The following is a 23,195-nucleotide window of genomic DNA, read 5'->3' on the forward strand; positions in this document are numbered from 1 at the left end:
CCGCCGGAAACCGCGCTACGCCCGATATCAGGAAGGCTTCAACACCTTCACCAGATAGCGCCCGTCCTCCGTCAGTCTGGCGCCGTGGATGTCGGTTTCAAAACCGGGGTAACGTTCGCCGATCGAGCACAGCATCAGCAGAAAATCGAGTACCGCCCGGCTCTCTTCGGTGATCATTTCCCCCGGCATCACCAGCGGCACGCCCGGCGGATACGGCAGGATCATATTGGCCGCCACCTTGCCCACCAGCTGATCCAGCTCGCAGGTTTCCACGTTGCCGCGCACCTGCTCCTGGAACATCTGGTGCGGCGTCAGCTTCATTTCCGGCAGCACGTCGAACGCCCGCTGCATCAGGCGCGGCAGATCGTGCTGGCAGATCAGGCGATGAATGCCGGCGGCCAGATCCTGAATGCGCATGTTGCGATAGAAATCCGGATCCTCGGCGTACAGATCCGGCAGCATGTTCTTCACCCGCAGATTGAGATCGTAGGCGCGCTTGAAGTCGGTCAGGCCGCGCAGCAGGCTCATCGCCTTGGTTTTGTCGATGCCGATGCTGAACAGGAACAGCAGGTTGTACGGCCCGGTCTTCTCCACCACGATGCCGCGCTCGTCGAGGTACTTCGCCACCAGCGCCGCCGGGATCCCTTCCTCCTCCAGCGCGCCCAGCTCGTTCATGCCCGGCGTCAGGATCGTCACCTTGATCGGATCGAGGTACATGTGATCGCGATCGGTCTGGCCGAAGCCGTGCCAGTTGTCGTCCGGATCCAATGGCCAGCATTGCGCCTCATCGATCTCTTCCGGTTGCCAAATGTCGAAGAACCAACTGTCGCTCTCCTCGCGCAGCCGCTGCACTTCACGGCGAAAATGCAGTGCGCGCTCCACCGAGCGGTTGATCAAGCGGCGCCCCGGGTTGCCGCGCAGCATGGCGGCCGCGGTCTCCATCGACGCCACGATGCCGTAGTGCGGCGAGGTGGTGGTGTGCATCATGTAGGCTTCGTTGAAGGTGCTCTCGTCGTAGTCGCCTTTGATATGAATCATCGAGGCCTGCGAGAAGGCCGCCAGCAGCTTGTGCGTCGACTGGGTCTCGTAGAAAACCTTACCGGGCACCCGCTCGCCGCTCATGCCGCTCTTGCCGTCGTAAATCGGATGGAAGTTGGTGTAAGGCACCCAGGCGGAGTCAAAGTGGATCGATGGCACCTCCAGCGTCTGCTTGATGTAGTCGGTGTTGTACAGCAGGCCGTCATAGGTGGAATTGGTGATCACCGCATGCACCGGCCAGGTGGCGTTCTCGGTCTCCTGCACCCGGGCGGCGATGCTTTCGCGGGTGAACTCGCGCTGCGGAACGCCGCCGAGGATGCCGTAGGCGTTGCGCAGCGGGCGCAGATAGATCGGCACGATATCGCTCATCATCAGCAGGTGGCACAGCGATTTGTGGCAGTTGCGGTCAATCAGCACGGTGCTGCCGGCCGGTGCCGAATACATGCCGACGATCTTGTTGGCGGTGGAGGTGCCGTTGGTGACCAGATAGCTCTGCTCGGCGTTGAAGGTGCGCGCGATATACTCTTCGGCCTCCAGGTGCGGCCCGGTGTGATCCAGCAGCGAACCGAGCTCGGTAACCGAAATCGAGATGTCGGCCTTCAGGGTATTGGCGCCGAAAAAGTCATAGAACAGGCAGCCCACCGGGCTTTTTTGAAACGCGGTGCCGGCCATGTGGCCCGGCGTGCAGAAGGTGTACTTCCCTTCGCGCACATAGTTGAACAGCGCCTTGGTCAGCGGCGGCGTAATGGTATCGATGTATTCCGCGGTGTACTGCTGGATGCGCTGCGCGATATCGTCCGCCGCATTCAGGCCATACTCGAAGAAATAGAGCACCATGCGCATTTCATGCAGGCTGACGTCGAAGGTGGAATGGGTATTGATAAAGGCGTACAGCGGCAGGTATTCATTCAGCTCGTTGATTTCGCTGCACAGCTCCAGGCTGTAGTCGTCCCAGTCGAAGATCACCCCGCAGATGCGGGCGTTGGCTTCGATCAGCTTCAGCAGATCACCGCTGTTTTTGGGGTACACCAGCTGGAATCCCATGGCGGCCAGCGCCGCGTGGAGCTCGCGGATCGGCTCATCTTTGTAGTAGACGCCCGTCGGGCCCATGATGGCGATGATATTCATCGGCAGCTCCTGTCAGTTAACGGCCAAGTCTCTATAACACCACGAAAATCCGGTGGTGTGTAGCCAAAAAAAAACCGCCCGGAGGCGGTTTCTTGCAGCGAAGCACAGAACTCAGCAGTAGCCGTAGTTCATCAGACGCTGGTAGCGGCGGTTGAGCAACTCTTCGTCGTTCAGGCCGTCCAGATCTTTCAGATCGGCCAGCAGCTGCGCTTTCAGCGCGGCGGCCATTGCCGGCACGTCGCGGTGCGCGGAACCCAGCGGCTCCGGGATCACCGAGTCGATCAGCTTCAGCTCTTTCAGACGCGGCGCGGTGATGCCCATCGCTTCTGCGGCCAGCGGCGCCTTATCGGCGCTCTTCCACAGGATGGAGGCGCAGCCTTCCGGCGAAATCACCGAGTAGGTGCTGTACTGCAGCATGTTCACCTTATCGCCCACGCCGATCGCCAGCGCGCCGCCGGAGCCGCCTTCGCCGATGACGGTGCAGATGACCGGCACGTTCAGGCGCGACATCTCACGCAGGTTGCGCGCGATGGCTTCGGACTGGCCGCGCTCTTCCGCGCCCACGCCCGGATAAGCGCCCGGGGTATCGATAAAGGTGATGATCGGCATCTTGAAGCGCGCGGCCATTTCCATCAGGCGCAGCGCCTTGCGGTAGCCTTCCGGCGCCGGCATGCCGAAGTTGCGGCGGATCTTCTCTTTGGTTTCACGGCCTTTCTGGTGCCCGATGATCATCACCGGGCGGCCATCCAGGCGCGCAATACCGCCGACGATCGCTTTGTCGTCGGCGTAAGCGCGATCGCCCGCCAACTCTTCGAAGTCGGTAAAGATGTGTTTGATATAATCCAGGGTATAAGGACGGCGCGGGTGGCGTGCCAATTGGGCAATCTGCCAGGCCCCAAGATCGGCAAAAATCTTGCGCGTCAGCTCAACGCTCTTTTCACGCAGGCGCTGAACCTCTTCGTCCAGATTAATATCTAATTTTTCGTCTTGACGGCTGACTGCAGTCAGCGAGTCAATTTTCGCTTCCAGCTCTGCAATCGGCTGTTCAAAATCAAGAAAATTCAGACTCATAGCATTCCTATTTTAGTCAAATTCCAAGTCCACCTGCTCATTGCCTACCAACGTCCGCAAGTCGATCAACAAGCGGTCGGTGGGCGTCACGCGCCAGGTTGCGCCAAAACGCAGCTTGGCTCGCGCATCTTCCCGTTGATAGTAGAGATGCACTGGAATCGTCCCCGAGCGATGGGGTTCCAACGACTGACGGAGACGGTTCAAAAGCTGGTCATCAATTTGCCTGTCAGTCAGCGAGATAGCAAGCCCGCGAGCGTATTTTTCCCGGGCTTCACTGATGTCCATTACCTCGCGGGCCATCATTTTAAGCCCGCCGCTAAAGTCATCAAAGCTGACCTGTCCACTGGCGATAAGGATACGGTCTTTTTCCAACAAATGCTGGTATTTTTCTAACGCTTCGGTGAATAACATCACTTCCAGGCGGCCCGAACGGTCATCCAATGTACAGATGCCGATGCGGTTGCCGCGCTTGGTCACCATCACCCGCGCGGCGACCACCAGCCCGACGGCGGTGGTCATTTTGCCCCGATCCGTCGGGTGCATGTCTTTCAAACGCTGGCCACCGGCGTAACGTTCGATCTCCTTCAGGTACTGGGTGATCGGGTGGCCGGTCAGGTACAGCCCCAGCGTCTCCCGTTCACCGTCCAGCACCACCTGCTCCGGCCAGGGCGCGATATTGGCGTAGGATTGCTCCACCTGCTCCGGCGCTTCCGCCAGCACGCCAAACATATCCACCTGGCCGATCGCTTCGGCTTTCGCATGCTGATCCGCCGCTTTCAACGCGTCGCCGAGCGAATTCATCAGCGCGGCGCGGTGCGGCCCGAGGCGATCGAACGCGCCGGACATGATCAGTTTTTCCAGAATGCGGCGGTTCAGTTTCTTGATGTCTGAGCGCGCGCAGAGATCGAACAGGTCTTTGAAGTAACCCTGCTCGCCGCTGTTGCGCGCCTCGATGATGGCTTCGATCGGCCCTTCCCCCACGCCCTTGATGGCGCCTATGCCGTAAACGATCTCGCCGTCGTCGTTGACGTGGAAGTGATACAGGCCGCTGTTGATGTCCGGCGGCAGGATCTTCAGCCCCATGCGCCAGCATTCGTCCACCAGCCCCACCACCTTATCGGTGTTGTCCATATCGGCGGTCATCACCGCCGCCATAAACTCGGCCGGGTAGTGCGCTTTCAGCCACAGCGTCTGATACGACACCAGCGCATAGGCGGCGGAGTGCGATTTGTTGAAGCCGTATCCGGCGAATTTCTCCACCAGGTCGAAGATTTTCACCGACAGTTCGCCGTCGATGCCGCGCGCTTTGGCGCCATCTTCAAAGCCGCCGCGCTGCTTGGCCATCTCGACCGGGTTCTTTTTACCCATCGCACGGCGCAGCATGTCCGCGCCGCCCAGCGTATAGCCCGCCAGCACCTGGGCAATCTGCATCACCTGTTCCTGATACAGGATGATGCCATAGGTGGGTTCCAGCACCGGCTTGAGCGACTCGTGCTGCCACTGGATGTCCGGGTAGGAGATCTCTTCGCGGCCGTGCTTGCGGTCGATGAAGTTATCCACCATCCCCGACTGCAGCGGCCCCGGACGGAACAGCGCCACCAGTGCGATCATGTCTTCGAAGCAGTCGGGCTTCAGACGTTTGATCAGGTCTTTCATGCCGCGCGATTCAAGCTGGAACACCGCCGTGGTTTCCGAGCGCTGCAGCATGTCGAAGCTTTTCTTGTCGTCGAGCGGAATGGCGGCGATGTCGATCGGCTCCAGCCCGGTCTTGGCGCGCCGGGCGTTGATCATCTCCAGCGCCCAGTCGATGATGGTCAGGGTGCGCAGACCGAGGAAGTCGAACTTCACCAGCCCGGCGTATTCCACGTCGTTCTTATCGAACTGGGTCACCGGGTGCTGCCCTTCGGCGTCGCAGTACAGCGGCGCGAAGTCGGTGATTTTGGTCGGCGCTATCACCACGCCCCCGGCGTGTTTACCGGCGTTACGCGTCACCCCTTCCAGCTTGCGCGCCATGTCGATCAGCGCCTTGACCTCTTCGTCTGCCTCGTAAATTTCCGGCAGCTGCGGTTCGGCGGCGAAGGCTTTTTCCAGCGTCATGCCCGGATCCGGCGGCACCAGCTTGGAGATGCGATCGACGAAGCCGTACGGGTGCCCCAGCACGCGGCCCACGTCGCGGATAACCGCTTTCGCCGCCATGGTGCCGAAGGTGATGATCTGCGATACCGCTTCGCGGCCGTACATCTCCGCCACGTGCTCAATTACCTGATCGCGCTTCTCCATGCAGAAGTCGACGTCGAAGTCGGGCATCGAGACACGTTCCGGGTTCAGGAAACGTTCGAACAGCAGGTCGAACTCCAGCGGATCGAGGTCGGTGATTTTCAACGCATAGGCCACCAGCGAACCGGCGCCGGAACCGCGCCCCGGGCCCACCGGCACGTTGTTGTCCTTCGACCACTGGATAAACTCCATCACGATCAGGAAGTAGCCGGGGAACCCCATCTGGTTGATCACCTTCAGCTCGACGTCCAGACGCTCGTCGTATTCCGGGCGGCGCTGCGCGCGCACTTCAGGATCGGGGAACAGGAACTCGAGACGCTCTTCCAGCCCCTCTTTCGATTTGAGTACCAGGAAGTCCTCGGTGCTCATGTCGCCGGTCGGGAACTGCGGCAGGAAGTATTCGCCGAGGCGAATGGTGACGTTGCAGCGCTTGGCGATCTCGACGCTGTTCAGCAGCGCTTCGGGGATGTCGGCGAACAGCTCGCACATCTCGTCTTCGCTGCGCATGTATTGCTGCGGGCTGTAGTTGCGCGGCCGCTTGGGATCGTCCAGCGTAAAGCCGTCGTGGATGGCGACGCGAATTTCATGGGCGTCGAAGTCATCTTCCACCAGGAAGCGCACGTCGTTGGTGGCCACCACCGGCAAACCGCGCTCGGTGGCCAGCGCCACCGCCGCATGCAGGTAGTTCTCTTCGTCCGGGCGGCCGGTGCGAATCAGTTCCAGGTAGTAACAGTCCGGGAAGTGCTGCTGGTAGAAGTCCAGACACTGATCCACCTGCGCCTGGTTGCCGCGCAGCAGAAACTTGCCGACGTCGCCCTGACGCGCGCCGGAGAGCAGAATCAGCCCTTCGCGATGTTCAATCAGCCAGTCGCGATCGATGAGCGGGCCGGCGGCGCCGTAGCCGCGCTGATAGGCGCGGGAAATCAGCAGCGTCAGGTTCTGGTAGCCTTCGTTGTTGCTGGCCAGCACCGTCAGCTGAGCCAGCTCGTCGCCCAGCTCTTCGCTTTGCACATGGAAATCCGCGCCGATGATCGGTTTGATCCCGGCGCCGTGCGCGCTGCCGTAGAACTTCACCAATCCACACAGGTTGGTGAAATCGGTGATTGCCAGAGCAGGCATGGCTAACGCGGCGGCTCTTTTCACCAGCGGTGCCGTCTTGGCCAATCCATCAATCATGGAGTAGTCACTGTGGACGCGCAGGTGAATAAAACGAGGTTCGGCCATCTCCAGATACCTGATTGAAGGGGCTCAGCAGGCTGAACCCGGGTTAATGCTATCGTCGGGCCTGGTCAACCAGGCCCGCAGGCTACAGCGCCAGCGCCCTTTTCACCGGCGCGAAGCTGCGGCGGTGATGCTCGGTGGCGCCCAGCGCGGCCAGCCGCTCCAGGTGGAAGGCGGTCGGGTAACCCTTATGCTGCGCGAAACCGTAGTCCGGGAACTCGCTGTCCAGCGCGGCCATTTCACGATCGCGCGTGACCTTCGCCAGAATGGACGCCGCGCTGATCTCCGCCACGCGGCTGTCGCCCTTCACCACCGCCTGCGAACGCATCGGCAGGTTCGGGCAACGGTTACCGTCGATTAAAACCATGTCCGGCGCGATATGCAACCCGGCCACCGCCCGCTGCATCGCCAGCATGGTGGCGTGCAATATGTTCAGTTGGTCGATTTCCGCCGGCTCGGCGCGCCCCAGGCTCCAGGAGAGCGCCTTGGCGACGATTTCGTCATACAGCGCCAGGCGGCGTTTTTCACTGAGTTTCTTGGAATCCGCCAGCCCGACGATCGGCTGCGCCGGATCGAGGATCACGGCGGCGGTGACCACCGCGCCGACCAACGGCCCGCGGCCCACTTCGTCCATGCCGGCAATCAGCGTGGCAGCGGGATAGATAAAGGGTTCAATCATGCTTTCGCCAGCTCCAACACAGCCTGAGCGGCCTGTTCGTCCGCACCGCAACGGATGCTTTGGTGCAAGGTAAGGAAAGTCTGTTTCAGCGCTTCGGTTTGCGGGCTCTCTTCCAGCAGCGGCATCACGGCGGCGGCCAGTTTGTCCGGCACGCAGTCATGCTGCAGCAGCTCGGTAACGATCTCGCGCCCCGCCAGCAGATTCGGCAGCGAAACGTAAGGCGTTTTCACCAGCTTCTGCGCCAGCCAGAAAGTGAACGGCTTCATGCGATAGCCCACCACCATCGGGCACTTGGCCAGCATGCACTCCAGCGCCGCCGTGCCGGATGCCAGCAGCGCCGCGTCGCTGGCGATCATCGCCTCGCGCCCCTGGCCGTTCAGCAGGTGTACGGTCAGATCCGGCGCCACTTCCGCCTTGATGCGCTCAAACTGCTCGCGCCGTTTGGCGTTGACCAGCGGCACCACCACTTCCAGCTCGGGATAACGGGTGCGCAGCAGCTGCGCGGTCTTGAGGAAGTCGGCGCTCAGCATCTCGACTTCGGCGCCGCGGCTGCCCGGCAGCAACGCCAGACAGCGCGCCTGCGGATCGATGCCAAGCTGAGCGCGCGCCGCCAGCCGATCGGGCTGCAACGGCATGGCGTCCGCCATGGTGTGGCCGATAAACCGGCAGGGCACGTTGAAACGATCGTAAAACGCTTTTTCGAAAGGGAGAAAGGCCAGCACCAGATCGGTGGCTTTGCCAATTTTGAAAACGCGCTTTTGCCGCCAGGCCCACACGGAAGGGCTGACGTAGTGAATGGTACGGATACCGCGCTGCTTGAGGCGGCCTTCCAGCGTGATGTTGAAGTCCGGCGCGTCGATGCCGACAAACACGTCCGGCCGCAGCTCGCCGAAGCGGCGGGTAAGATCCTTGCGGATCTTCAACAGGCGTGGCAAACGCTCGAGCACTTCCACCACGCCCATGACCGCCAGCTCTTCCATTTCGTACCAGGCTTCACAGCCTTCGGCCTGCATCAGCGGGCCGGCGACGCCAACAAAACGCGCGTCGGGTATCTGCGCCTTGAGCGCGCGGATCAAACCGGCGCCGAGAATGTCACCGGAGGTTTCTCCGGCGACCAATCCGATAGTCAATGGACGATTCGACATAACTCAGCGAATGATACCGCGGGTGGAACGGGTAAAGAAATCGAGGTATTGCTGCACCACCGGCTGTTCTTTGGCCAGGGCTTCGATTTCCGCTTTCGCTTCATCCAGCGTTTTCTCGCTGCGATACAGGATCTTGTAGGCGTTGCGGATCGCCTGCATTTCATCCTTGTCAAAACCGCGACGCTTCAGGCCGACCGCGTTGACGCCGAACGGCGTCGCGTGGTTACCCTGAGCGATGACGAATGGAGGCACGTCCTGAGCGACGCCGGAACAACCGCCTACCATCACATGCGCGCCGATAATGCAGAACTGGTGGATCGCCGTCATGCCGCCGATGATGGCGTGATCGTCGATTTCCACATGCCCCGCCAGCGTGGCGTTGTTGGCCAGCACGCAAGCGTTGCCGACCACGCAGTCGTGGGCGACGTGCACGTTGACCATCAGCAGGTTGTCATTGCCCACTTTGGTCAGGCCGGTGCCCTGCGCGGTGCCGCGGTGAATGGTCACGCTTTCGCGGATGCGGTTGCGATCGCCCACTTCAACGCGCGTCGGTTCGCCCGCGTATTTCAGATCCTGGTTCACTTCACCGATGGAAGCGAACTGATAAATCTGGTTATCGCAGCCAATCTTGGTAATGCCGTTCACCACCACGTGGGATTTCAGCACCGTGCCGGCGCCGATTTCCACCTGGGAGCCGACGTAGCAGAAAGGGCCGATATGCACGTTGGCGCCGATCACGGCGCCTTCTTCGACTATCGCGCTAGGATGGATAAAGGCGGTTTGGTCAATCACGGATTAAGCCTCCCGGCTGCGGGCACACATCATGGTTGCTTCGCAGACAATTTTACCGTCAACGGTCGCCACGCCTTTGAAGCGAGTCAGGCCGCGGCGAGTTTTCTCGAAGGTGACTTCCATGACCATCTGATCGCCTGGCACCACAGGGCGTTTGAAGCGTGCTTCGTCGATACCGGCGAAGTAATACAGCTCGCCCGGCTCCAGTTTGCCGACGCTTTTAAACGCCAGGATACCGGTGGCCTGCGCCATGGCTTCCAGAATCAATACGCCTGGGAAAATCGGTTTGCCAGGGAAGTGGCCCTGGAAAAACGGTTCGTTCACCGATACGTTCTTCACCGCACGCAGATATTTGTGCTCTTCAAACTCGAGGACGCGGTCGACCAGCAAGAACGGGTAACGGTGAGGAAGCAGATCCAAAATTTCTGCAATATCCAGAGTATGAGTGTCAGTAGTCAAAATACTCTTCCTGTCTCTAAAAACTGATGGCATCAACAACACGGCCTGCGCTGACCCCAAAAGGAGATCATCATGCAGGCCGCAAATTAACATCTCTTTGCGCTTTTGGTCTCACGACCAACGCGTTTCGTTTTGTACCCGCGAAGGCGGGCGGCAATGATTAGTCTTTTCCGACTTTACGTTCGACAGCTTTCAAGCGTTTGCTGATCTCATCGATATTCATCACCAACGCAGCGGTTTTACGCCAAACCTTGTTAGGCTGCAACGGAATGCCCGAAGAGTATACCCCAGGTTCGGTGATTGGTCGCATAACCATTCCCATTCCGGTAACAACAACCTTGTCGGCAATTTCCATGTGACCGTTGATCACGCTGGCACCGCCGATCTGGCAGTAGCGGCCGATTTTCAGGCTGCCGGCCATGATCACACCGCCGGCGACGGCGGTATTGTCGCCAATCACGACGTTATGTGCAATCTGGCATTGGTTGTCGATGATAACACCATTCCCGATTTGGGTGTTATCCAAAGCGCCGCGGTCGATGGTGGTGCAGGCGCCGATTTCGACGCGATCGCCGATAATCACCGTGCCCAACTGAGGGATTTTGATCCACTCGCCGCGCTCGTTCGCATAGCCGAAACCGTCCGCGCCGATCACGGTGCCGGACTGGATCAGGCAGCGCTGGCCGATTTCAACCGCATGATAAATCGTAACGTTCGCCCACAGACGCGTTCCCGCGCCGATGCGCGCGTGTTTGCCGATGAAGCAGCCCGGGCCGATAACCACGTTATCGCCAAGCACCGCACCCGACTCAATCACCGCGTTCGCCCCAATGGCGACGTTCTGCCCCAGTTGCGCTTCAGGCGAGACAACCGCGCTTGGCGCAATATCCTGCGCCGGCGCCGGCGTGGTGTCCATCAGCTGCGCCATGCGCGCGTAGGTCAGGTAAGGGTTTTTAACCACCAGCGCCGCAGTACGGCAGTGTGGTAAATCCGCTTCGGTAAGCACCACGGCGCTTGCCTGGCAGGAAGACAGCTGCTCTTGATAGCGGCTGTTTGACAAAAACGTGATTTGGCCAGGCTGTGCCGAATGCATAGAAGCAATGCCGGTGATGACGAGATCGCCATCACCGTGCAATTGTGCATCCAACTGCTGCGCTAAATCAGCCAGTCGAATTGAAAGCATGTGTTATTTAACCTGTTTCAGCACGTCAGCAGTGATATCTTTGGAAGAGTCTGCATAGGCAACGGCGTTGGCGTCGATCACCACGTCATAACCGCCTTTGCTGGCGACAGATTTCACAGCGTCCTGAATGCGGCTCAGGATCTTGTTACGCTCTTCCATCTGGCGACGACGGTTGTCCTGCTCGAAAGCCTGGGCTTTCTGAGAGAACTGCTCGCGCTGCGCCATCACGTCTTTTTCCAACTTGCTGCGATCGCTGGCTTTCATGGTAGCGCCGTCACGCTGCAGACGTTGCATTTTGGTCTGCAGGCTACGTTCCATGTTCTGGAGTTCGCTTGCACGGCCTTTAAACTCGTTTTCCAGCTGTTTAGCGACCGCTTCGCGGGCCGGCAGCTGTTGGAAAATGCTGGAGACGTTAACGACAGCGATCTTATCTGCTGCCTGAACGCCAGCTGAAGCAGCCATTGCTAAACCGAGGCCTGCGGCACACAACCACTTTTTCACTATAAACTCCTTACCATCACCCATTTGTGTCATATGACACTGAAGTACACAATTTGCCAGACTTATCCCACCAAACAATGAGAATCATCTCCCTCTGCCGGCGGGCGCCTGGCCATTGCGATTCTTAATAACTTTTATGCCCAGAGGCGAGACCCGTTACCAGGTCTTACCGATGTTAAACTGGAACTGTTCGGACTTGTCGCCTTCGTATTTCTTGATCGGGTTGGCGTAAGAGAACACCAATGGCCCCAGCGGCGACATCCACTGCAGCGCGATACCGGCGGAAGAACGAATATTGCTGGCCTTGCTGTAGTCCGGCACGCCGTACATCAGCGTTTCGTTGGTATTCTTCCACTTGGTATCCCACACGGTACCGGCATCGATGAACAGCGACGTCCGCACTGAGTTGGCGTATTTCTCGCTGATGAACGGCGTCGGGGTGATCAGCTCCAGGCTGGCGACCGCCATGGCGTTACCGCCCACCGCGTCATCCGAGCTACAGATGTTCTGACGCGTGGTCGTGCTGCCGGCGTTGAACTGACACTGGTACGAGTTGGAATTGTAGTACACCGCCTTCGGACCAATGGTGTTGGACTGGAAGCCACGCACGGTGCTAGAACCACCGGCGTAGAAGTTCTCGTAGAACGGCATTTCCTTGCCGCCCAAGCCATCCGCGTAACCCAGACGGCCACGGCCCAACAGCACCCAGGTGCGATCGTCGTTGATCGGCACGTACTGTACGCTGTCCAGCGTCACCTTGTAGTATTCGTTGTCCGAGCCCGGAATGGTGACCTTGCCGTTCAACGTGGTGCGGTTACCCGACGTCGGGAAGTAGCCGCGGTCTAGGTTGTTGTAGGTCCAACCCAGGTTCAACGTAAAGTCGTCCGTCGAGTAGCTGGCGCGGTCGGTCTTGTTCGCATCCACGCCCATCGAGTCGAGGTAACGCCACATGGCGATCTGCGGCTGCATGTTCGACAGGCCGTTGTGGACGTAGCCCAGGCCGGTACGCAACGAGTTGTTTTCGTTGATCGGGAAGCCCAGCGTGCCGTCGATACCGTAACTCTTGTTGGTATAGTCCGACAGATCCGCGTCATCCGCCTTAAAGTCGTTGTAGAAGATGCGGCCGCCCAGGCTCACACCGTCAACGGTGAAGTACGGGTTGGTGACCGACAGTTCCGTATAGGTCTGGTAGTCGTTCTTGGTGCCGCTGATGCCCACCGAGTAGCCGGTACCCAACCAGTTATCCTGCTGCACGCCCGCCTGGAAGCTGACGCCGCTCTCGGTGCCGTAACCGACGCCGAAGTTGAAGGTACCGGTGTTGCGCTCTTTCACCTTGTAGGTGACGTCGACCTGATCGGCGGTGCCCGGCACGCGCTGGGTTTCCACGTCAACCGTTTCGAAGTAGCCCAGACGGTTCAGACGCTCCTTACCCTGCTCGACCTGCTCGTTGCCGAGCCAGGCGCCTTCCATCTGGCGCATTTCGCGACGCAGTACGGAATCCTTGCTGGTGTCGTTGCCTTCGAACTTGATGCGACGCACGTAGAAGCGGTTGCCCGCGTCGACGTTGACGTGCAGTTTGACGGTTTTATCCGCGTCGTTGATCTCAGGCTGAGTGCCGACGCGCGGGTAGGCGTAACCATAACGGCCCAACATCGTTTTGATGTTGTCTTCCATTTTGGTCACCTTGCTGCCGTTGTACAGCTCGCCTGGCTCGATTTTGGTGATCTGAGCGACTTCCGCCGAGTGGCCGGCCAGGTTGCCGTTCACGACAACATCGGAAAGCTTGTACTGATCGCCTTCGGTGATGTTGATGGTGATGTAGATGCCTTTTTTATCCGGCGTCAGGCTCACCTGGGTAGAATCGATGTTGAAGCGGGCATAGCCGCGATCCAGATAGAAGCTGCGCAGGGTTTCGAGATCGCCCGCCAGTTTCTGTTTCTGGTATTTGCGATCGCCGACCAGGTTCCACCACGGCACTTCGTCACGCAGCTGGAAGCGCGAGATCAGTTCGTCGTTGGTGAAGGCATGGTTGCCGACGATGTTGATTTGTTGAATCTTGGCGGAGACCCCTTCCGTGAACACCAGCTTCAGGTCAACACGGTTGCGCGGCAGCGGCGTGACTACGGCTTTCACCGAGGCGCTGTATTTACCGACGCTGTAGTAGAAGTCTTCCAGCCCTTTTTCAATGCTGGAGATCGTGGTGCGGTCGAGCGCCTCGCCCACCCGGACGCCGGAGGCTTCCAGGTTCTGCTTGAGCATGTCATCCTTCACCGACTTGTTGCCGGAGAAAGTGATGCTGGCGATGGTAGGACGTTCCTTCACCTGCACGATCAAGGTATTACCATCGCGCAGTACGCGCACGTCCTCGAAGTTGCCGGTGGCAAACAAGGCACGGATGGTATTACTGATGTCATCGTCAGTGACGGTATCGCCGACGCGAACCGGCATGTTGAGTAACGCCGCACCGACGGCGACTCGCTGCAGGCCTTCGAAATGAATATCTTTCACTACGAACCCGTCTGCACCGTATACGGTGGCGCTGCCAAACAGCAGCGACGCTATGAGCAACTTTTTCATCGCCATCGTTGTTATGCGTTCTTCCTAACCTATCCCCGCCCCTAGAGGCGGGAAAAATCATTGAAAAGTGCAAGACCCATCAACAACACCAGCACGATCGAACCTATGCGGTAGCTGTAGTCCTGTACTCGCTCGGAAACCGGCCCACCCTTCAGCTTTTCTATCGCCAGGAAGAGGAGATGCCCACCATCTAACACCGGTAATGGGAACAGGTTGATGATACCCAGGTTGACGCTAATCAACGCCAGGAACATCAGATAATACACGAACCCGACTCCGGCTGACGCCCCTGCACCCTGTGCAATCGAGATCGGGCCACTCAGGTTGTTCAGCTTTACATCACCGGTTATTAATTTGCCCAGCATGTTGACCGTCAGCCGCATCAGCTGCCAGGTCTTGTCGCCGGCCTGATACAGCGCCGGGAACGGTCCATACTGGCGAATCGTTTTATACTCGTCCGGCAGCGGCAGCACCTTTGGAATGATGCCTGCAAACCCCACCGATTTGTCTTTTCCCACCGGCTTTGTATCCGGTATCAGCGTCAAAGACAAGGGGGCGCCGTTTCTTTCAATCTCCAAAGCCAGCGGTTGCCCCGGGCCATCGTGGATACGCTTCACCAGCGTCTGCCAACGACCCAACGGCTGACCATCGACTTTAACGATCCTGTCCCCCGCTTGTAAACCCGCCTTTTGCGCCGCCGAGTTAGGCTGCACTTCCGCCAACACGGATTCTATCTGCGGGCCGCGCGGCATAATGCCCAGCGCGACAACGGGATCCTGCTTGTCCGGTTCAAAGTTCCACTGGCGCAAATCCAGGGTTTTGGTCACCACCTGCGAAGAGCCGAACGGCGCGACGCCGACTTCGGTTTGCGCATCGCCAATCTTCGCCACCAGCGCCAGACGAACTGATTCCCAATCAGGCGTTTCGATGCCGTCAACCGACTTTAGTTCCATGCCAGACGAAATTTCGGCCTTGGCGGCGATGGATTGCGGCGCGATTTCGCCGATCACCGGACGGAAACTCGGCACGCCGATGATGAACACCAGCCAATAGGCAAGGATAGCAAACAGGAAGTTGGCGATGGGGCCGGCGCTGATGATGGCCGCGCGCTGCCAGACGGTTTTGTTGTTGAAGGCCTGATGGCGCATTTCCGGCGCCACCGACTCCACGCGCTCGTCCAGCATCTTCACGTAGCCGCCGAGCGGAATCAAGGCGATGACGTACTCGGTGCCCTGGCGATCGGTGCGGCGCCACAGCGCCCGGCCGAAGCCGATGGAGAAGCGTTCAACGCGCACGCCGCAACGGCGGGCAACCCAAAAGTGTCCGAACTCGTGCACGGTGATCAAAATACCGAGCGCAATCAGAAACGCCACCAGGTTCCAAAGCACGCTGACCATCATCCCTCACTTTCCGTCATCGACGGATTAAAACACCAACAGCATCAGGCAGGCAAACACCGGCACCGCCGCGGTCAGGCTGTCGATACGATCCAGTATGCCACCGTGACCGGGGATCAAGTGACCGCTGTCCTTGATGCCCGCTTCGCGTTTGAACATGCTTTCGGTCAAATCGCCCAGCACCGAAGCCAGCGCGGCGATCACCGAACAGGCCAACAGCGTGGTCGGCACCACGTTCAGCGGCGCGTAACGGCCGAACAGCCAGGAAATGACCGCCGACGTCAGCAGCCCGCCAATCAGCCCTTCCCAGGTTTTACCCGGAGAGACCTTCGGCGCCAGCTTATGCTTGCCGAACAGCTTGCCGAACATATAGGCGCCGGAATCCGCGCCCCACACCAGCAGCATCACGTACAGCAGCCACCAGGCGCCGGTAAACGGGTTTTGCTCGTAGCCGAACTGGCGCAGCGCCAGCATGCCCCAGAAGAACGGCACGATGGTCAGCAGGCCGAACAGCAGGCGCAGCGGGCGCGAATTGCGCCAGATGGCGGCCGAGCCGGGGTAGAACAGCACCAGCAGCAGCGCCGCCAGCCACCAGGCCAGCGACAGCCACAGCGAGCCGCTTATCTGCGGCACGGATTGATGGTAAGCGGGAACGCTGAGCATCATCAGCGCCAGCAGAAAACCGCACAGTATCGCCAGCCAGATGCGCTGCGAACGGGAGGTAAAACCGGCCAGTTGGCCCCACTCCCAGGCTGCTAACATGCACACGACGAGCGTTACCAGAGCAAAGGCCAGCGGCGGCAACAGGAACAGCGCCGCGATAACGATCGGGATTAAAATCAGAGCAGTTATGAGGCGATACTTCAGCAAAAGTTCTCCCTAGGACGCATCGGCGCCGATAGGTGTTGTTCCCCCGAAGCGGCGCTCACGTTGTGCAAATGCATTCAGCGCACCTTCAAAGACAAGTTCATCGAAATCAGGCCAGAGCACATCAGTAAAGTAAAGTTCAGCATAGGCGATTTGCCACAGCAGGAAGTTACTGATGCGATGCTCGCCACCGGTGCGGATAACCAGATCCACCGGCGCCAGGTCGCTCATGCAAACCCGCTCGTTCAATAATTCCTCGCTGATCTGATCCGGGTGCAACTCCCCCACCCGTACCCGTTCGGCCAGTTCCCTTACTCCCTGAATGATATCCCAACGGCCACCGTAGTTGGCAGCGATATTGAGCGTCAGGCCATCGTTATTTTCCGTCAGTGCTTCAGAGCGGCGGATCCGCTCCTGCAAACGCGAGCTGAAGCGGCTGATATCGCCGATCACCCGCAGCCTGACGTTATGTTTATGCAGGCTTTTTACTTCACTATCCAGAGCACGGACAAAAAGCTCCATCAGGGCGGAGACTTCCTGCACCGGACGGTTCCAGTTTTCGCTGCTGAAGGCATAAAGCGTGAGCGCATCTAAATGGTGGCTGGCGGCAAAACTGACCGCGCGGCGAACCGATTTCACCCCTGCTTTATGACCGAAGACACGTAACTTGCCCTGACGTTTGGCCCAGCGTCCGTTACCGTCCATGATAATGGCGACATGGCGCGGCCCCGGGGAAGATGGATTAGCCTCTTGTTGGTTTGCGGACGACATAACTCGTACTTATTTCCTCAATAGAAATATAACTGCCTTTCCGGAACATCAGGCCCTTACGCGCAAAAAAAGCCGTGTGCCCGACACGGCTTTCAGCCAGCCCTCGCGATGCCCGGCGCAGCCGGGCCGCCATTGGCGCACAAGGCGCCAATCAGGCCATAATTCAACGGTATAACCGCTGACAGGTGGCGCAGACTATACCACCTCAGCGGGGCATGAACAAACGGCCCCGCTGCGGCACGCGTGAATTACGAGCAAAATCGGATAATCGCCGTCCTCAACCGCGCAACGCGCGAACGCGCTCCTCGGCGGCGGCGCGCGCCTGGCGGTCAATGTCTAAGACCGCTTCGATGCTGGTCGGTTCCTGCAGCGCGAGGCGCTCCACCACCTGGCGGTTGACCGCCGCAATGTCGGTGAAGCGAATCTGCTGCTGCAAAAATGCCGCCACGGCGATTTCGTTGGCCGCGTTCAGCGCAGTGGTCGCCGCCTGGCCGGCATCGAACGCTTCAATCGCCAAATACAGGCAAGGATAACGCTCGCGCTCCGGTTCGGCGAAGGTCAACGAACCGATGCGACAGAAGTCCAGCGCCTCCACGCCGGAGTTCACGCGCTGCGGATACGCCATCGCGTGGGCGATCGGCGTGCGCATATCCGGCGTACCCAGCTGCGCCAGCACGCTGCCGTCGGCATAGCGCACCATCGAGTGAATCACCGACTGCGGATGCAGGATCACTTCCATTTGCTCGGCCGAGGCGTTAAACAGCCAGCGGGCCTCAATGTATTCCAGACCTTTGTTCATCATGGTGGCGGAATCCACCGAGATCTTGCGCCCCATCGACCAGTTCGGGTGGGCGCAGGCTTGATCCGGGGTCATCGCGGCGAACTGCTCCAGCGGCGTGGTGCGGAACGGGCCGCCGGAGCCGGTAAGCACGATGCGCGAAACACCATGACTGTCCAGGGAAGAGTATCCCAACTGACGCTGAATGCTCTCAGGCAAACTCTGAAAAATCGCGTTGTGCTCGCTGTCGAGCGGCAGCAACTGCGCCTGGCTTTGCCGCACCGCATCCATAAACAGACGGCCGCAGGTGACCAGCGACTCTTTGTTGGCCAGCAGCACCTGCTTGCCTGCGCGGATCGCCGCCAGCGTCGGCAACAGCCCCGCGGCGCCGACGATGGCCGCCGTCACTTGATCGACGTCGTCCAACGCCGCCAGTTCGCAGGCCGCTTGCTCCCCGGCCAATACCTCGGTAGCGACGCCGTTTTCCGCCAGAATGGCGCGCAGCTCGCGCGCGGCGCTTTCATCCGCCATCGCGGCGAAGGCGGGCCGAAATTCCATGCATTGCTGCGCCATGACCGCGACGTTGCGGCCGGCCACCAGCGCTTTGATCGCAAAACGGTCGGGATTCGCCCTGACCACGGCCAGGGTGCTGGTCCCTACCGAGCCGGTCGAGCCAAGAATGGTCAGTTGCTTCATGAGTTCACTCTGAATAACTGTCTGATGAGATCGGAGGTGTTCCAGTGTGGAACCTTGGACACCGCTTGTCCATGATCTTTCAGTACGATGAAACGGGATCTGCGCCACAAAAAACAAAGCGCCGCCCAGGCGACGCTTTTTTTCTGCGCGATGCTGATTAGAAATCCATCAGCTCTTTTTCTTTCTCCGCCAGCGCGGCGTCGACCAGCTTGATGTAAGCGTCGGTCATTTTCTGAATCTCGTCTTGTGAACGACGTTCTTCGTCTTCGCTGATCTCTTTGTCTTTCAGCAGCGCCTTGACCTTGTCGTTAGCGTCGCGACGCACGTTACGCACCGCTACGCGGCCCTGCTCGGCTTCGCCGCGCACGATCTTGATCAGATCCTTACGACGTTCTTCGGTCAGCGGAGGCAGCGGAACGCGAATGTCAGAGCCGGCGGAAGACGGGTTGAGGCCCAGATCGGAGCTCATGATCGCTTTCTCAACGGCCTGGCTCAGGCTGCGGTCGAACACGTTGATTTTCAGCGTGCGGGAGTCTTCCACGGTCACGTTGGCCAGCTGGCGCAGCGGCGTAGCGGCGCCGTAGTATTCCACCATGATGCCGTCCAGAATGCTTGGAGAAGCGCGGCCGGTGCGGATCTTGCTGATTTGGTTTTTGAATGCTTCTACGCTTTTTTCCATGCGTGAATCAGCATCTTTTCTGATTTCATTAGTCACGTTGCAAACCCTTGGAAGCTGGTTACTTGGCAGGCGATACTCAAGTATAGCCCGTAATCGTACTCGGAGAGCGCGCGGCGCCTGGCGTCACGCGCACCAAAAAAGGGGTGTGAACAGCCTTATTTGCTGATCAGCGTACCTTCGTTCTCACCCATCACCACGCGGCGCAGCGCGCCAGGCTTGTTCATGTTGAACACGCGGATCGGCAGACCGTGATCGCGGGCCAGCGTAAACGCCGCCAGATCCATCACTTTCAGCTCGCGCTCCAGCACGTCCTGATAGGTTAATTGTTCATACAGCGTCGCATCCGGGTTTTTCACCGGATCGGCGGAGTATACGCCATCCACTTTGGTGGCTTTCAGCACCACGTCCGCTTCGATCTCGATGCCGCGCAGGCAAGCGGCGGAATCGGTGGTGAAGAACGGGTTACCGGTACCGGCGGAGAAGATCACCACGCGGTTGTTGCGCAGCAGGCTGATCGCCTCTGCCCAGCTGTAATTGTCACACACGCCGTTCAGCGGGATCGCCGACATCAGGCGGGCGTTCACATAGGCACGGTGCAGTGCATCACGCATAGCCAGGCCGTTCATCACGGTAGCCAGCATTCCCATGTGGTCGCCCACTACGCGGTTCATGCCGGCTTGCGCCAGGCCCGCGCCGCGGAACAGGTTCCCGCCGCCAATAACTACACCGACCTGAATTCCCAGTTCGACCAGCTCTTTCACTTCCTGAGCCATGCGATCCAAAACGCTGGCGTCGATACCAAAACCTTCTGCACCTTGCAGGGCTTCGCCACTCAGTTTAAGCAGAATACGCTGATATACGGGTTTTGCATTGGTTGCCATGGTGTTCTGTCCTAAGAAGCAGTATTAGTATTGGGGATTTCAGCCGATGAAACGCGCCTGAGGTGAGCATCACGCTGCAGGGCCTGCCACCGGTGTAATTCTGGCTGGATAGTATGGAACCGCCAGACGGCGGTTCCATCGACAGTCATTAAGACTGTTTGCTCATCGCGGCAACTTCAGCAGCGAAGTCGGTTTCGACTTTCTCGATGCCTTCGCCCACTTCGAAGCGAATGAAGTTGGTCACGTCAGCGTTGTGCTCTTTCAGCACCTGAGCAACGGATTTGCTCGGATCAATAACGAAAGGCTGACCGGTCAGAGAAACTTCGCCGGTGAATTTCTTCATGCGGCCTTCAACCATTTTCTCTGCGATTTCTTTCGGCTTGCCGGACTGCATGGCGATGTCCAGCTGAACCTGGTACTCTTTTTCTACCACTTCAGCAGACACGTCTTCCGGCTTAACGAACTCTGGCTTGCTTGCCGCAATGTGCATTGCGATTTGCTTAACCAGCTCTTCGTCAGCGCCTTTAGCCGCAACCAGAACGCCGATACGCGCGCCATGCAGGTAGCTGCCCAGCACTTCGCCTTCCAGGGAAGCAACGCGACGAATGTTGATGTTTTCGCCGATTTTTGCCACCAGCGCTACGCGCTCTTCTTCGAACTGTGCTTTCAGCACGTCAACGTCAGTGATTTTGCCGGCCATGGCCGCATCCAGCACTTTGTCGGCGAACGCCTGGAAACCGGCGTCTTTCGCTACGAAGTCAGTCTGGCAGTTAACTTCCAGAATGATGCCGTAGTTGCCTTCGATCTTGGTTTTGATCACGCCGTCAGCAGCTACGTTGCCTGCTTTTTTAGCGGCTTTGATCGCACCGGACTTACGCATGTTTTCGATTGCCAGTTCGATGTCGCCGTTGGATTCAACCAGCGCCTTCTTGCAATCCATCATGCCAGCGCCGGTACGCTCGCGCAGTTCTTTTACCAGGGCAGCGGTAATATCAGCCATTTATTTTTCCTCGGTTATCTCGCGTGGAGACAGTTCTCATTCAGATAAGCAAAGGGGGCCTTAACAGGCCCCCCTAACCAACATATGTCAATACCTGGTTAATAAGGGCTCAGTGACGAGCTTGCCTTATTATTCAGCTTCTACGAAGCCTTCTTCCGCCTGAACGGCCAGATCTTGAGAACGACCTTCACGCACAGCGGCAGCAACGGCAGTCAGGTACAGGTTTACTGCACGGATTGCGTCGTCGTTACCAGGGATGATGAAGTCAACGCCGTCTGGGTTGGAGTTGGTATCAACGATAGAGAATACCGGGATACCCAGGTTGTTGGCTTCTTTGATCGCGATGTGCTCGTGATCGGCATCGATAACGAACAGTGCGTCTGGCAGACCGCCCATATCTTTGATACCGCCCAGGGAGTTTTCCAGCTTGGCCAGTTCACGAGTGCGCATCAGCGCTTCTTTCTTGGTCAGCTTGTCCAGGGTGCCGTCTTGAGACTGGATTTCCAGATCTTTCAAACGCTTGATGGACTGACGAACGGTTTTCCAGTTAGTCAGCATGCCGCCCAACCAGCGGTGGTTCACGAAGAACTGGTCACAGCTGTTAGCAGCGTCTTTTACCGCTTCGCTTGCTGCGCGCTTGGTACCTACGAACAGGATCTTGCCTTTACGGGAAGAGATCTTGCTCAGTTCAGCCAGAGCGGCGTTGAACATTGGTACGGTCTGCTCCAGGTTGATGATGTGAACCTTGTTACGAGCGCCGAAGATGAAAGGCTTCATTTTCGGGTTCCAGTAACGGGTCTGGTGACCGAAGTGAACACCAGCCTTGAGCATGTCGCGCATGGAAACAGTTGCCATGATTAAACCTCTATAGATTAATTGGGGTTATGCCTCCACGTATCCCATAACGCCGACCCTGGCGGCGACAAGTCACCTCAGGGCACCCCGGCGGATGTGCCGATACGTGTGTGTTATTTACACAAAATGAGTGCAGTTAAAGTATTTTCGGCCAATTCCTGCCAGGTCACAAGAACCAAGTCGCGGATCGCCGGCGCGCTTTATACCATAAACCCGCCGCCGACACCAACTTTTGTTGCTTTGCGCCGGGCATCGGGAAATGAAATTTGGCAGCCCCCGGCCGGGCTGATACCATAAGTCACTGCTTCTTATTGTCGACGATAACGACACCTGCGGACGAATTTCATGGCAATCTCAATTAAAACACCTGATGACATCCAAAAAATGCGCGTGGCCGGCCGCCTGGCCGCCGAAGTGCTGGAAATCATCGAGCCGCACGTCAAACCTGGCGTGACCACCGGCGAGCTGGACCGTATCTGTCACGAGTACATCACCAACGAGCAGCAGGCTATTTCCGCCTGCCTCGGCTATCACGGCTTCCCGAAATCCGTGTGCATCTCGGTGAACGAAGTGGTGTGCCACGGCATCCCGAGCGACGACAAAACGCTGAAAGACGGCGACATCGTCAATATCGACGTGACCGTGATTAAAGACGGCTTCCACGGCGACACCTCAAAGATGTTCATCGTCGGCAAACCGACCATTCTGGGCGAGCGCCTGTGCCGCGTCACTCAGGAAAGCCTGTATCTGGCGCTGAAGATGGTCAAGCCGGGCATCCGCCTGCGCACCCTGGGCAAGGCTATCCAGCAATTCGTCGAGGCCGAGAAATTCTCCGTGGTGCGCGAGTACTGCGGCCACGGCATCGGCGAAGTGTTCCACGAAGAGCCGCAGGTGCTGCACTATGATGCCGACGACGGCGGCGTGGTGCTGCAGGCGGGCATGGCCTTCACCATCGAACCGATGGTCAACGCCGGCGACTACCGCATCCGCACCATGAAAGACGGCTGGACGGTAAAAACCAAAGATCGCAGCTTGTCGGCGCAGTATGAGCATACTATTGTGGTCACTGATAACGGCTGCGAGATAATGACGTTGCGCAAGGATGACACCATCCCCAACATCATTACGCACGAGATGTAAGCACCGCGGCGCACGCCGCGTGCAGAATATCACCAGGCCGGCTTTTGCCGGCCTTTTTTA

General features: G+C 58.7%; 19 protein-coding genes. 1 reads left to right on the forward strand and 18 read right to left on the reverse strand.

The features are described 5' to 3' along the window. Positions 1 to 27 precede the first annotated feature (27 nt). The 18 genes from SSARUM2_RS19265 to rpsB all read right to left on the reverse strand — a co-directional run bounded on the left by SSARUM2_RS19265 (position 28) and on the right by rpsB (position 21,995). Positions 28 to 2,166 (reverse strand): lysine decarboxylase LdcC, encoded by a 2,139-nt coding sequence (locus tag SSARUM2_RS19265; protein ID WP_060452445.1) that lies wholly within the window; start codon positions 2,164 to 2,166, stop codon positions 28 to 30. A 111-nt stretch (positions 2,167 to 2,277) separates the two neighbouring features. Further along, positions 2,278 to 3,237 (reverse strand): acetyl-CoA carboxylase carboxyl transferase subunit alpha, encoded by a 960-nt coding sequence (gene accA / locus SSARUM2_RS19270; RefSeq protein WP_004931972.1) that lies wholly within the window; start codon positions 3,235 to 3,237, stop codon positions 2,278 to 2,280. 12 nt (positions 3,238 to 3,249) lie between these two features. Next, the gene (dnaE, locus tag SSARUM2_RS19275) at positions 3,250 to 6,738 is read right to left on the reverse strand and encodes a DNA polymerase III subunit alpha (RefSeq protein ID WP_060452447.1); all 3,489 of its coding nucleotides are present in this window, start codon (positions 6,736 to 6,738) and stop codon (positions 3,250 to 3,252) included. Positions 6,739 to 6,820: 82 nt separating this feature from the next. Then, on the reverse strand, positions 6,821 to 7,414 hold the full coding sequence (rnhB, locus tag SSARUM2_RS19280; protein ID WP_060438376.1) for a ribonuclease HII: 594 nt from the start codon (positions 7,412 to 7,414) through the stop codon (positions 6,821 to 6,823). After that, the gene (lpxB, locus tag SSARUM2_RS19285) at positions 7,411 to 8,559 is read right to left on the reverse strand and encodes a lipid-A-disaccharide synthase (protein WP_033635734.1); all 1,149 of its coding nucleotides are present in this window, start codon (positions 8,557 to 8,559) and stop codon (positions 7,411 to 7,413) included. Before lpxB ends, rnhB begins: the two co-directional genes overlap by 4 nt. Positions 8,560 to 8,562: 3 nt before the next feature. After that, a complete protein-coding gene (lpxA, locus tag SSARUM2_RS19290) occupies positions 8,563 to 9,351 on the reverse strand; it encodes an acyl-ACP--UDP-N-acetylglucosamine O-acyltransferase (RefSeq protein WP_004931964.1) in 789 nt (262 codons plus the stop codon). A gap of 3 nt (positions 9,352 to 9,354) precedes the next feature. Further along, positions 9,355 to 9,810, reverse strand: a complete 456-nt coding sequence (gene fabZ, locus SSARUM2_RS19295; RefSeq protein ID WP_004931962.1) for a 3-hydroxyacyl-ACP dehydratase FabZ — start codon at positions 9,808 to 9,810, stop codon at positions 9,355 to 9,357. A 160-nt stretch (positions 9,811 to 9,970) separates the two neighbouring features. Further along, positions 9,971 to 10,993: a UDP-3-O-(3-hydroxymyristoyl)glucosamine N-acyltransferase gene (gene lpxD, locus SSARUM2_RS19300; RefSeq protein WP_033635735.1), complete on the reverse strand. Its 1,023-nt coding sequence runs from the start codon at positions 10,991 to 10,993 to the stop codon at positions 9,971 to 9,973. Positions 10,994 to 10,996: 3 nt separating this feature from the next. Further along, the gene (gene skp / locus SSARUM2_RS19305; RefSeq protein ID WP_004931958.1) at positions 10,997 to 11,494 is read right to left on the reverse strand and encodes a molecular chaperone Skp; all 498 of its coding nucleotides are present in this window, start codon (positions 11,492 to 11,494) and stop codon (positions 10,997 to 10,999) included. A gap of 156 nt (positions 11,495 to 11,650) precedes the next feature. After that, positions 11,651 to 14,077, reverse strand: a complete 2,427-nt coding sequence (bamA, locus tag SSARUM2_RS19310; RefSeq protein ID WP_033635736.1) for an outer membrane protein assembly factor BamA — start codon at positions 14,075 to 14,077, stop codon at positions 11,651 to 11,653. Positions 14,078 to 14,112: 35 nt separating this feature from the next. Then, entirely contained in the window at positions 14,113 to 15,468 is a 1,356-nt protein-coding gene (gene rseP, locus SSARUM2_RS19315) for a sigma E protease regulator RseP (protein ID WP_004931952.1), read from the reverse strand. A 27-nt stretch (positions 15,469 to 15,495) separates the two neighbouring features. Further along, positions 15,496 to 16,338: a phosphatidate cytidylyltransferase gene (gene cdsA / locus SSARUM2_RS19320; RefSeq protein WP_033644875.1), complete on the reverse strand. Its 843-nt coding sequence runs from the start codon at positions 16,336 to 16,338 to the stop codon at positions 15,496 to 15,498. A gap of 9 nt (positions 16,339 to 16,347) precedes the next feature. Further along, on the reverse strand, positions 16,348 to 17,106 hold the full coding sequence (ispU, locus tag SSARUM2_RS19325) for a (2E,6E)-farnesyl-diphosphate-specific ditrans,polycis-undecaprenyl-diphosphate synthase (RefSeq protein ID WP_033635737.1): 759 nt from the start codon (positions 17,104 to 17,106) through the stop codon (positions 16,348 to 16,350). 277 nt (positions 17,107 to 17,383) lie between these two features. Beyond that, positions 17,384 to 18,580 carry a 1-deoxy-D-xylulose-5-phosphate reductoisomerase gene (gene ispC, locus SSARUM2_RS19330; RefSeq protein ID WP_049195375.1) on the reverse strand — a complete coding sequence of 399 codons (1,197 nt, stop codon included), beginning with the start codon at positions 18,578 to 18,580 and terminating at the stop codon, positions 17,384 to 17,386. A 157-nt stretch (positions 18,581 to 18,737) separates the two neighbouring features. After that, positions 18,738 to 19,295 carry a ribosome recycling factor gene (frr, locus tag SSARUM2_RS19335; RefSeq protein WP_004931943.1) on the reverse strand — a complete coding sequence of 186 codons (558 nt, stop codon included), beginning with the start codon at positions 19,293 to 19,295 and terminating at the stop codon, positions 18,738 to 18,740. A 119-nt stretch (positions 19,296 to 19,414) separates the two neighbouring features. Beyond that, positions 19,415 to 20,140 carry a UMP kinase gene (gene pyrH, locus SSARUM2_RS19340; RefSeq protein ID WP_004931940.1) on the reverse strand — a complete coding sequence of 242 codons (726 nt, stop codon included), beginning with the start codon at positions 20,138 to 20,140 and terminating at the stop codon, positions 19,415 to 19,417. A gap of 148 nt (positions 20,141 to 20,288) precedes the next feature. Then, entirely contained in the window at positions 20,289 to 21,140 is an 852-nt protein-coding gene (gene tsf, locus SSARUM2_RS19345; RefSeq protein ID WP_033654122.1) for a translation elongation factor Ts, read from the reverse strand. A gap of 129 nt (positions 21,141 to 21,269) precedes the next feature. Then, the gene (gene rpsB / locus SSARUM2_RS19350; protein WP_016929891.1) at positions 21,270 to 21,995 is read right to left on the reverse strand and encodes a 30S ribosomal protein S2; all 726 of its coding nucleotides are present in this window, start codon (positions 21,993 to 21,995) and stop codon (positions 21,270 to 21,272) included. Between the two features lie 345 nt (positions 21,996 to 22,340). Here rpsB and map point away from each other — a divergent pair, with 345 nt between their 5' ends. Continuing rightward, positions 22,341 to 23,135 (forward strand): type I methionyl aminopeptidase, encoded by a 795-nt coding sequence (gene map, locus SSARUM2_RS19355; RefSeq protein WP_004931936.1) that lies wholly within the window; start codon positions 22,341 to 22,343, stop codon positions 23,133 to 23,135. The last annotated feature ends 60 nt before the right edge of the window (positions 23,136 to 23,195 follow it).

Source organism: Serratia sp. K-E0102, from assembly GCF_029962625.1.
Lineage (GTDB): Bacteria > Pseudomonadota > Gammaproteobacteria > Enterobacterales > Enterobacteriaceae > Serratia > Serratia sarumanii.

What these genes read in the sequence shown, in the direction of transcription:
- SSARUM2_RS19265 (WP_060452445.1), bottom strand. Translation starts at nt 2,166, where the DNA reads ATGAATATCATCGCCATCATGGGCCCGACGGGCGTCTACTACAAAGAT.
- accA (WP_004931972.1), bottom strand. Translation starts at nt 3,237, where the DNA reads ATGAGTCTGAATTTTCTTGATTTTGAACAGCCGATTGCAGAGCTGGAA.
- dnaE (WP_060452447.1), bottom strand. Translation starts at nt 6,738, where the DNA reads ATGGCCGAACCTCGTTTTATTCACCTGCGCGTCCACAGTGACTACTCC.
- rnhB (WP_060438376.1), bottom strand. Translation starts at nt 7,414, where the DNA reads ATGATTGAACCCTTTATCTATCCCGCTGCCACGCTGATTGCCGGCATG.
- lpxB (WP_033635734.1), bottom strand. Translation starts at nt 8,559, where the DNA reads ATGTCGAATCGTCCATTGACTATCGGATTGGTCGCCGGAGAAACCTCC.
- lpxD (WP_033635735.1), bottom strand. Translation starts at nt 10,993, where the DNA reads ATGCTTTCAATTCGACTGGCTGATTTAGCGCAGCAGTTGGATGCACAA.
- bamA (WP_033635736.1), bottom strand. Translation starts at nt 14,077, where the DNA reads ATGGCGATGAAAAAGTTGCTCATAGCGTCGCTGCTGTTTGGCAGCGCC.
- rseP (WP_004931952.1), bottom strand. Translation starts at nt 15,468, where the DNA reads ATGGTCAGCGTGCTTTGGAACCTGGTGGCGTTTCTGATTGCGCTCGGT.
- ispU (WP_033635737.1), bottom strand. Translation starts at nt 17,106, where the DNA reads ATGTCGTCCGCAAACCAACAAGAGGCTAATCCATCTTCCCCGGGGCCG.
- ispC (WP_049195375.1), bottom strand. Translation starts at nt 18,580, where the DNA reads ATGAAGCAACTGACCATTCTTGGCTCGACCGGCTCGGTAGGGACCAGC.
- pyrH (WP_004931940.1), bottom strand. Translation starts at nt 20,140, where the DNA reads ATGGCAACCAATGCAAAACCCGTATATCAGCGTATTCTGCTTAAACTG.
- tsf (WP_033654122.1), bottom strand. Translation starts at nt 21,140, where the DNA reads ATGGCTGATATTACCGCTGCCCTGGTAAAAGAACTGCGCGAGCGTACC.
- rpsB (WP_016929891.1), bottom strand. Translation starts at nt 21,995, where the DNA reads ATGGCAACTGTTTCCATGCGCGACATGCTCAAGGCTGGTGTTCACTTC.
- map (WP_004931936.1), top strand. Translation starts at nt 22,341, where the DNA reads ATGGCAATCTCAATTAAAACACCTGATGACATCCAAAAAATGCGCGTG.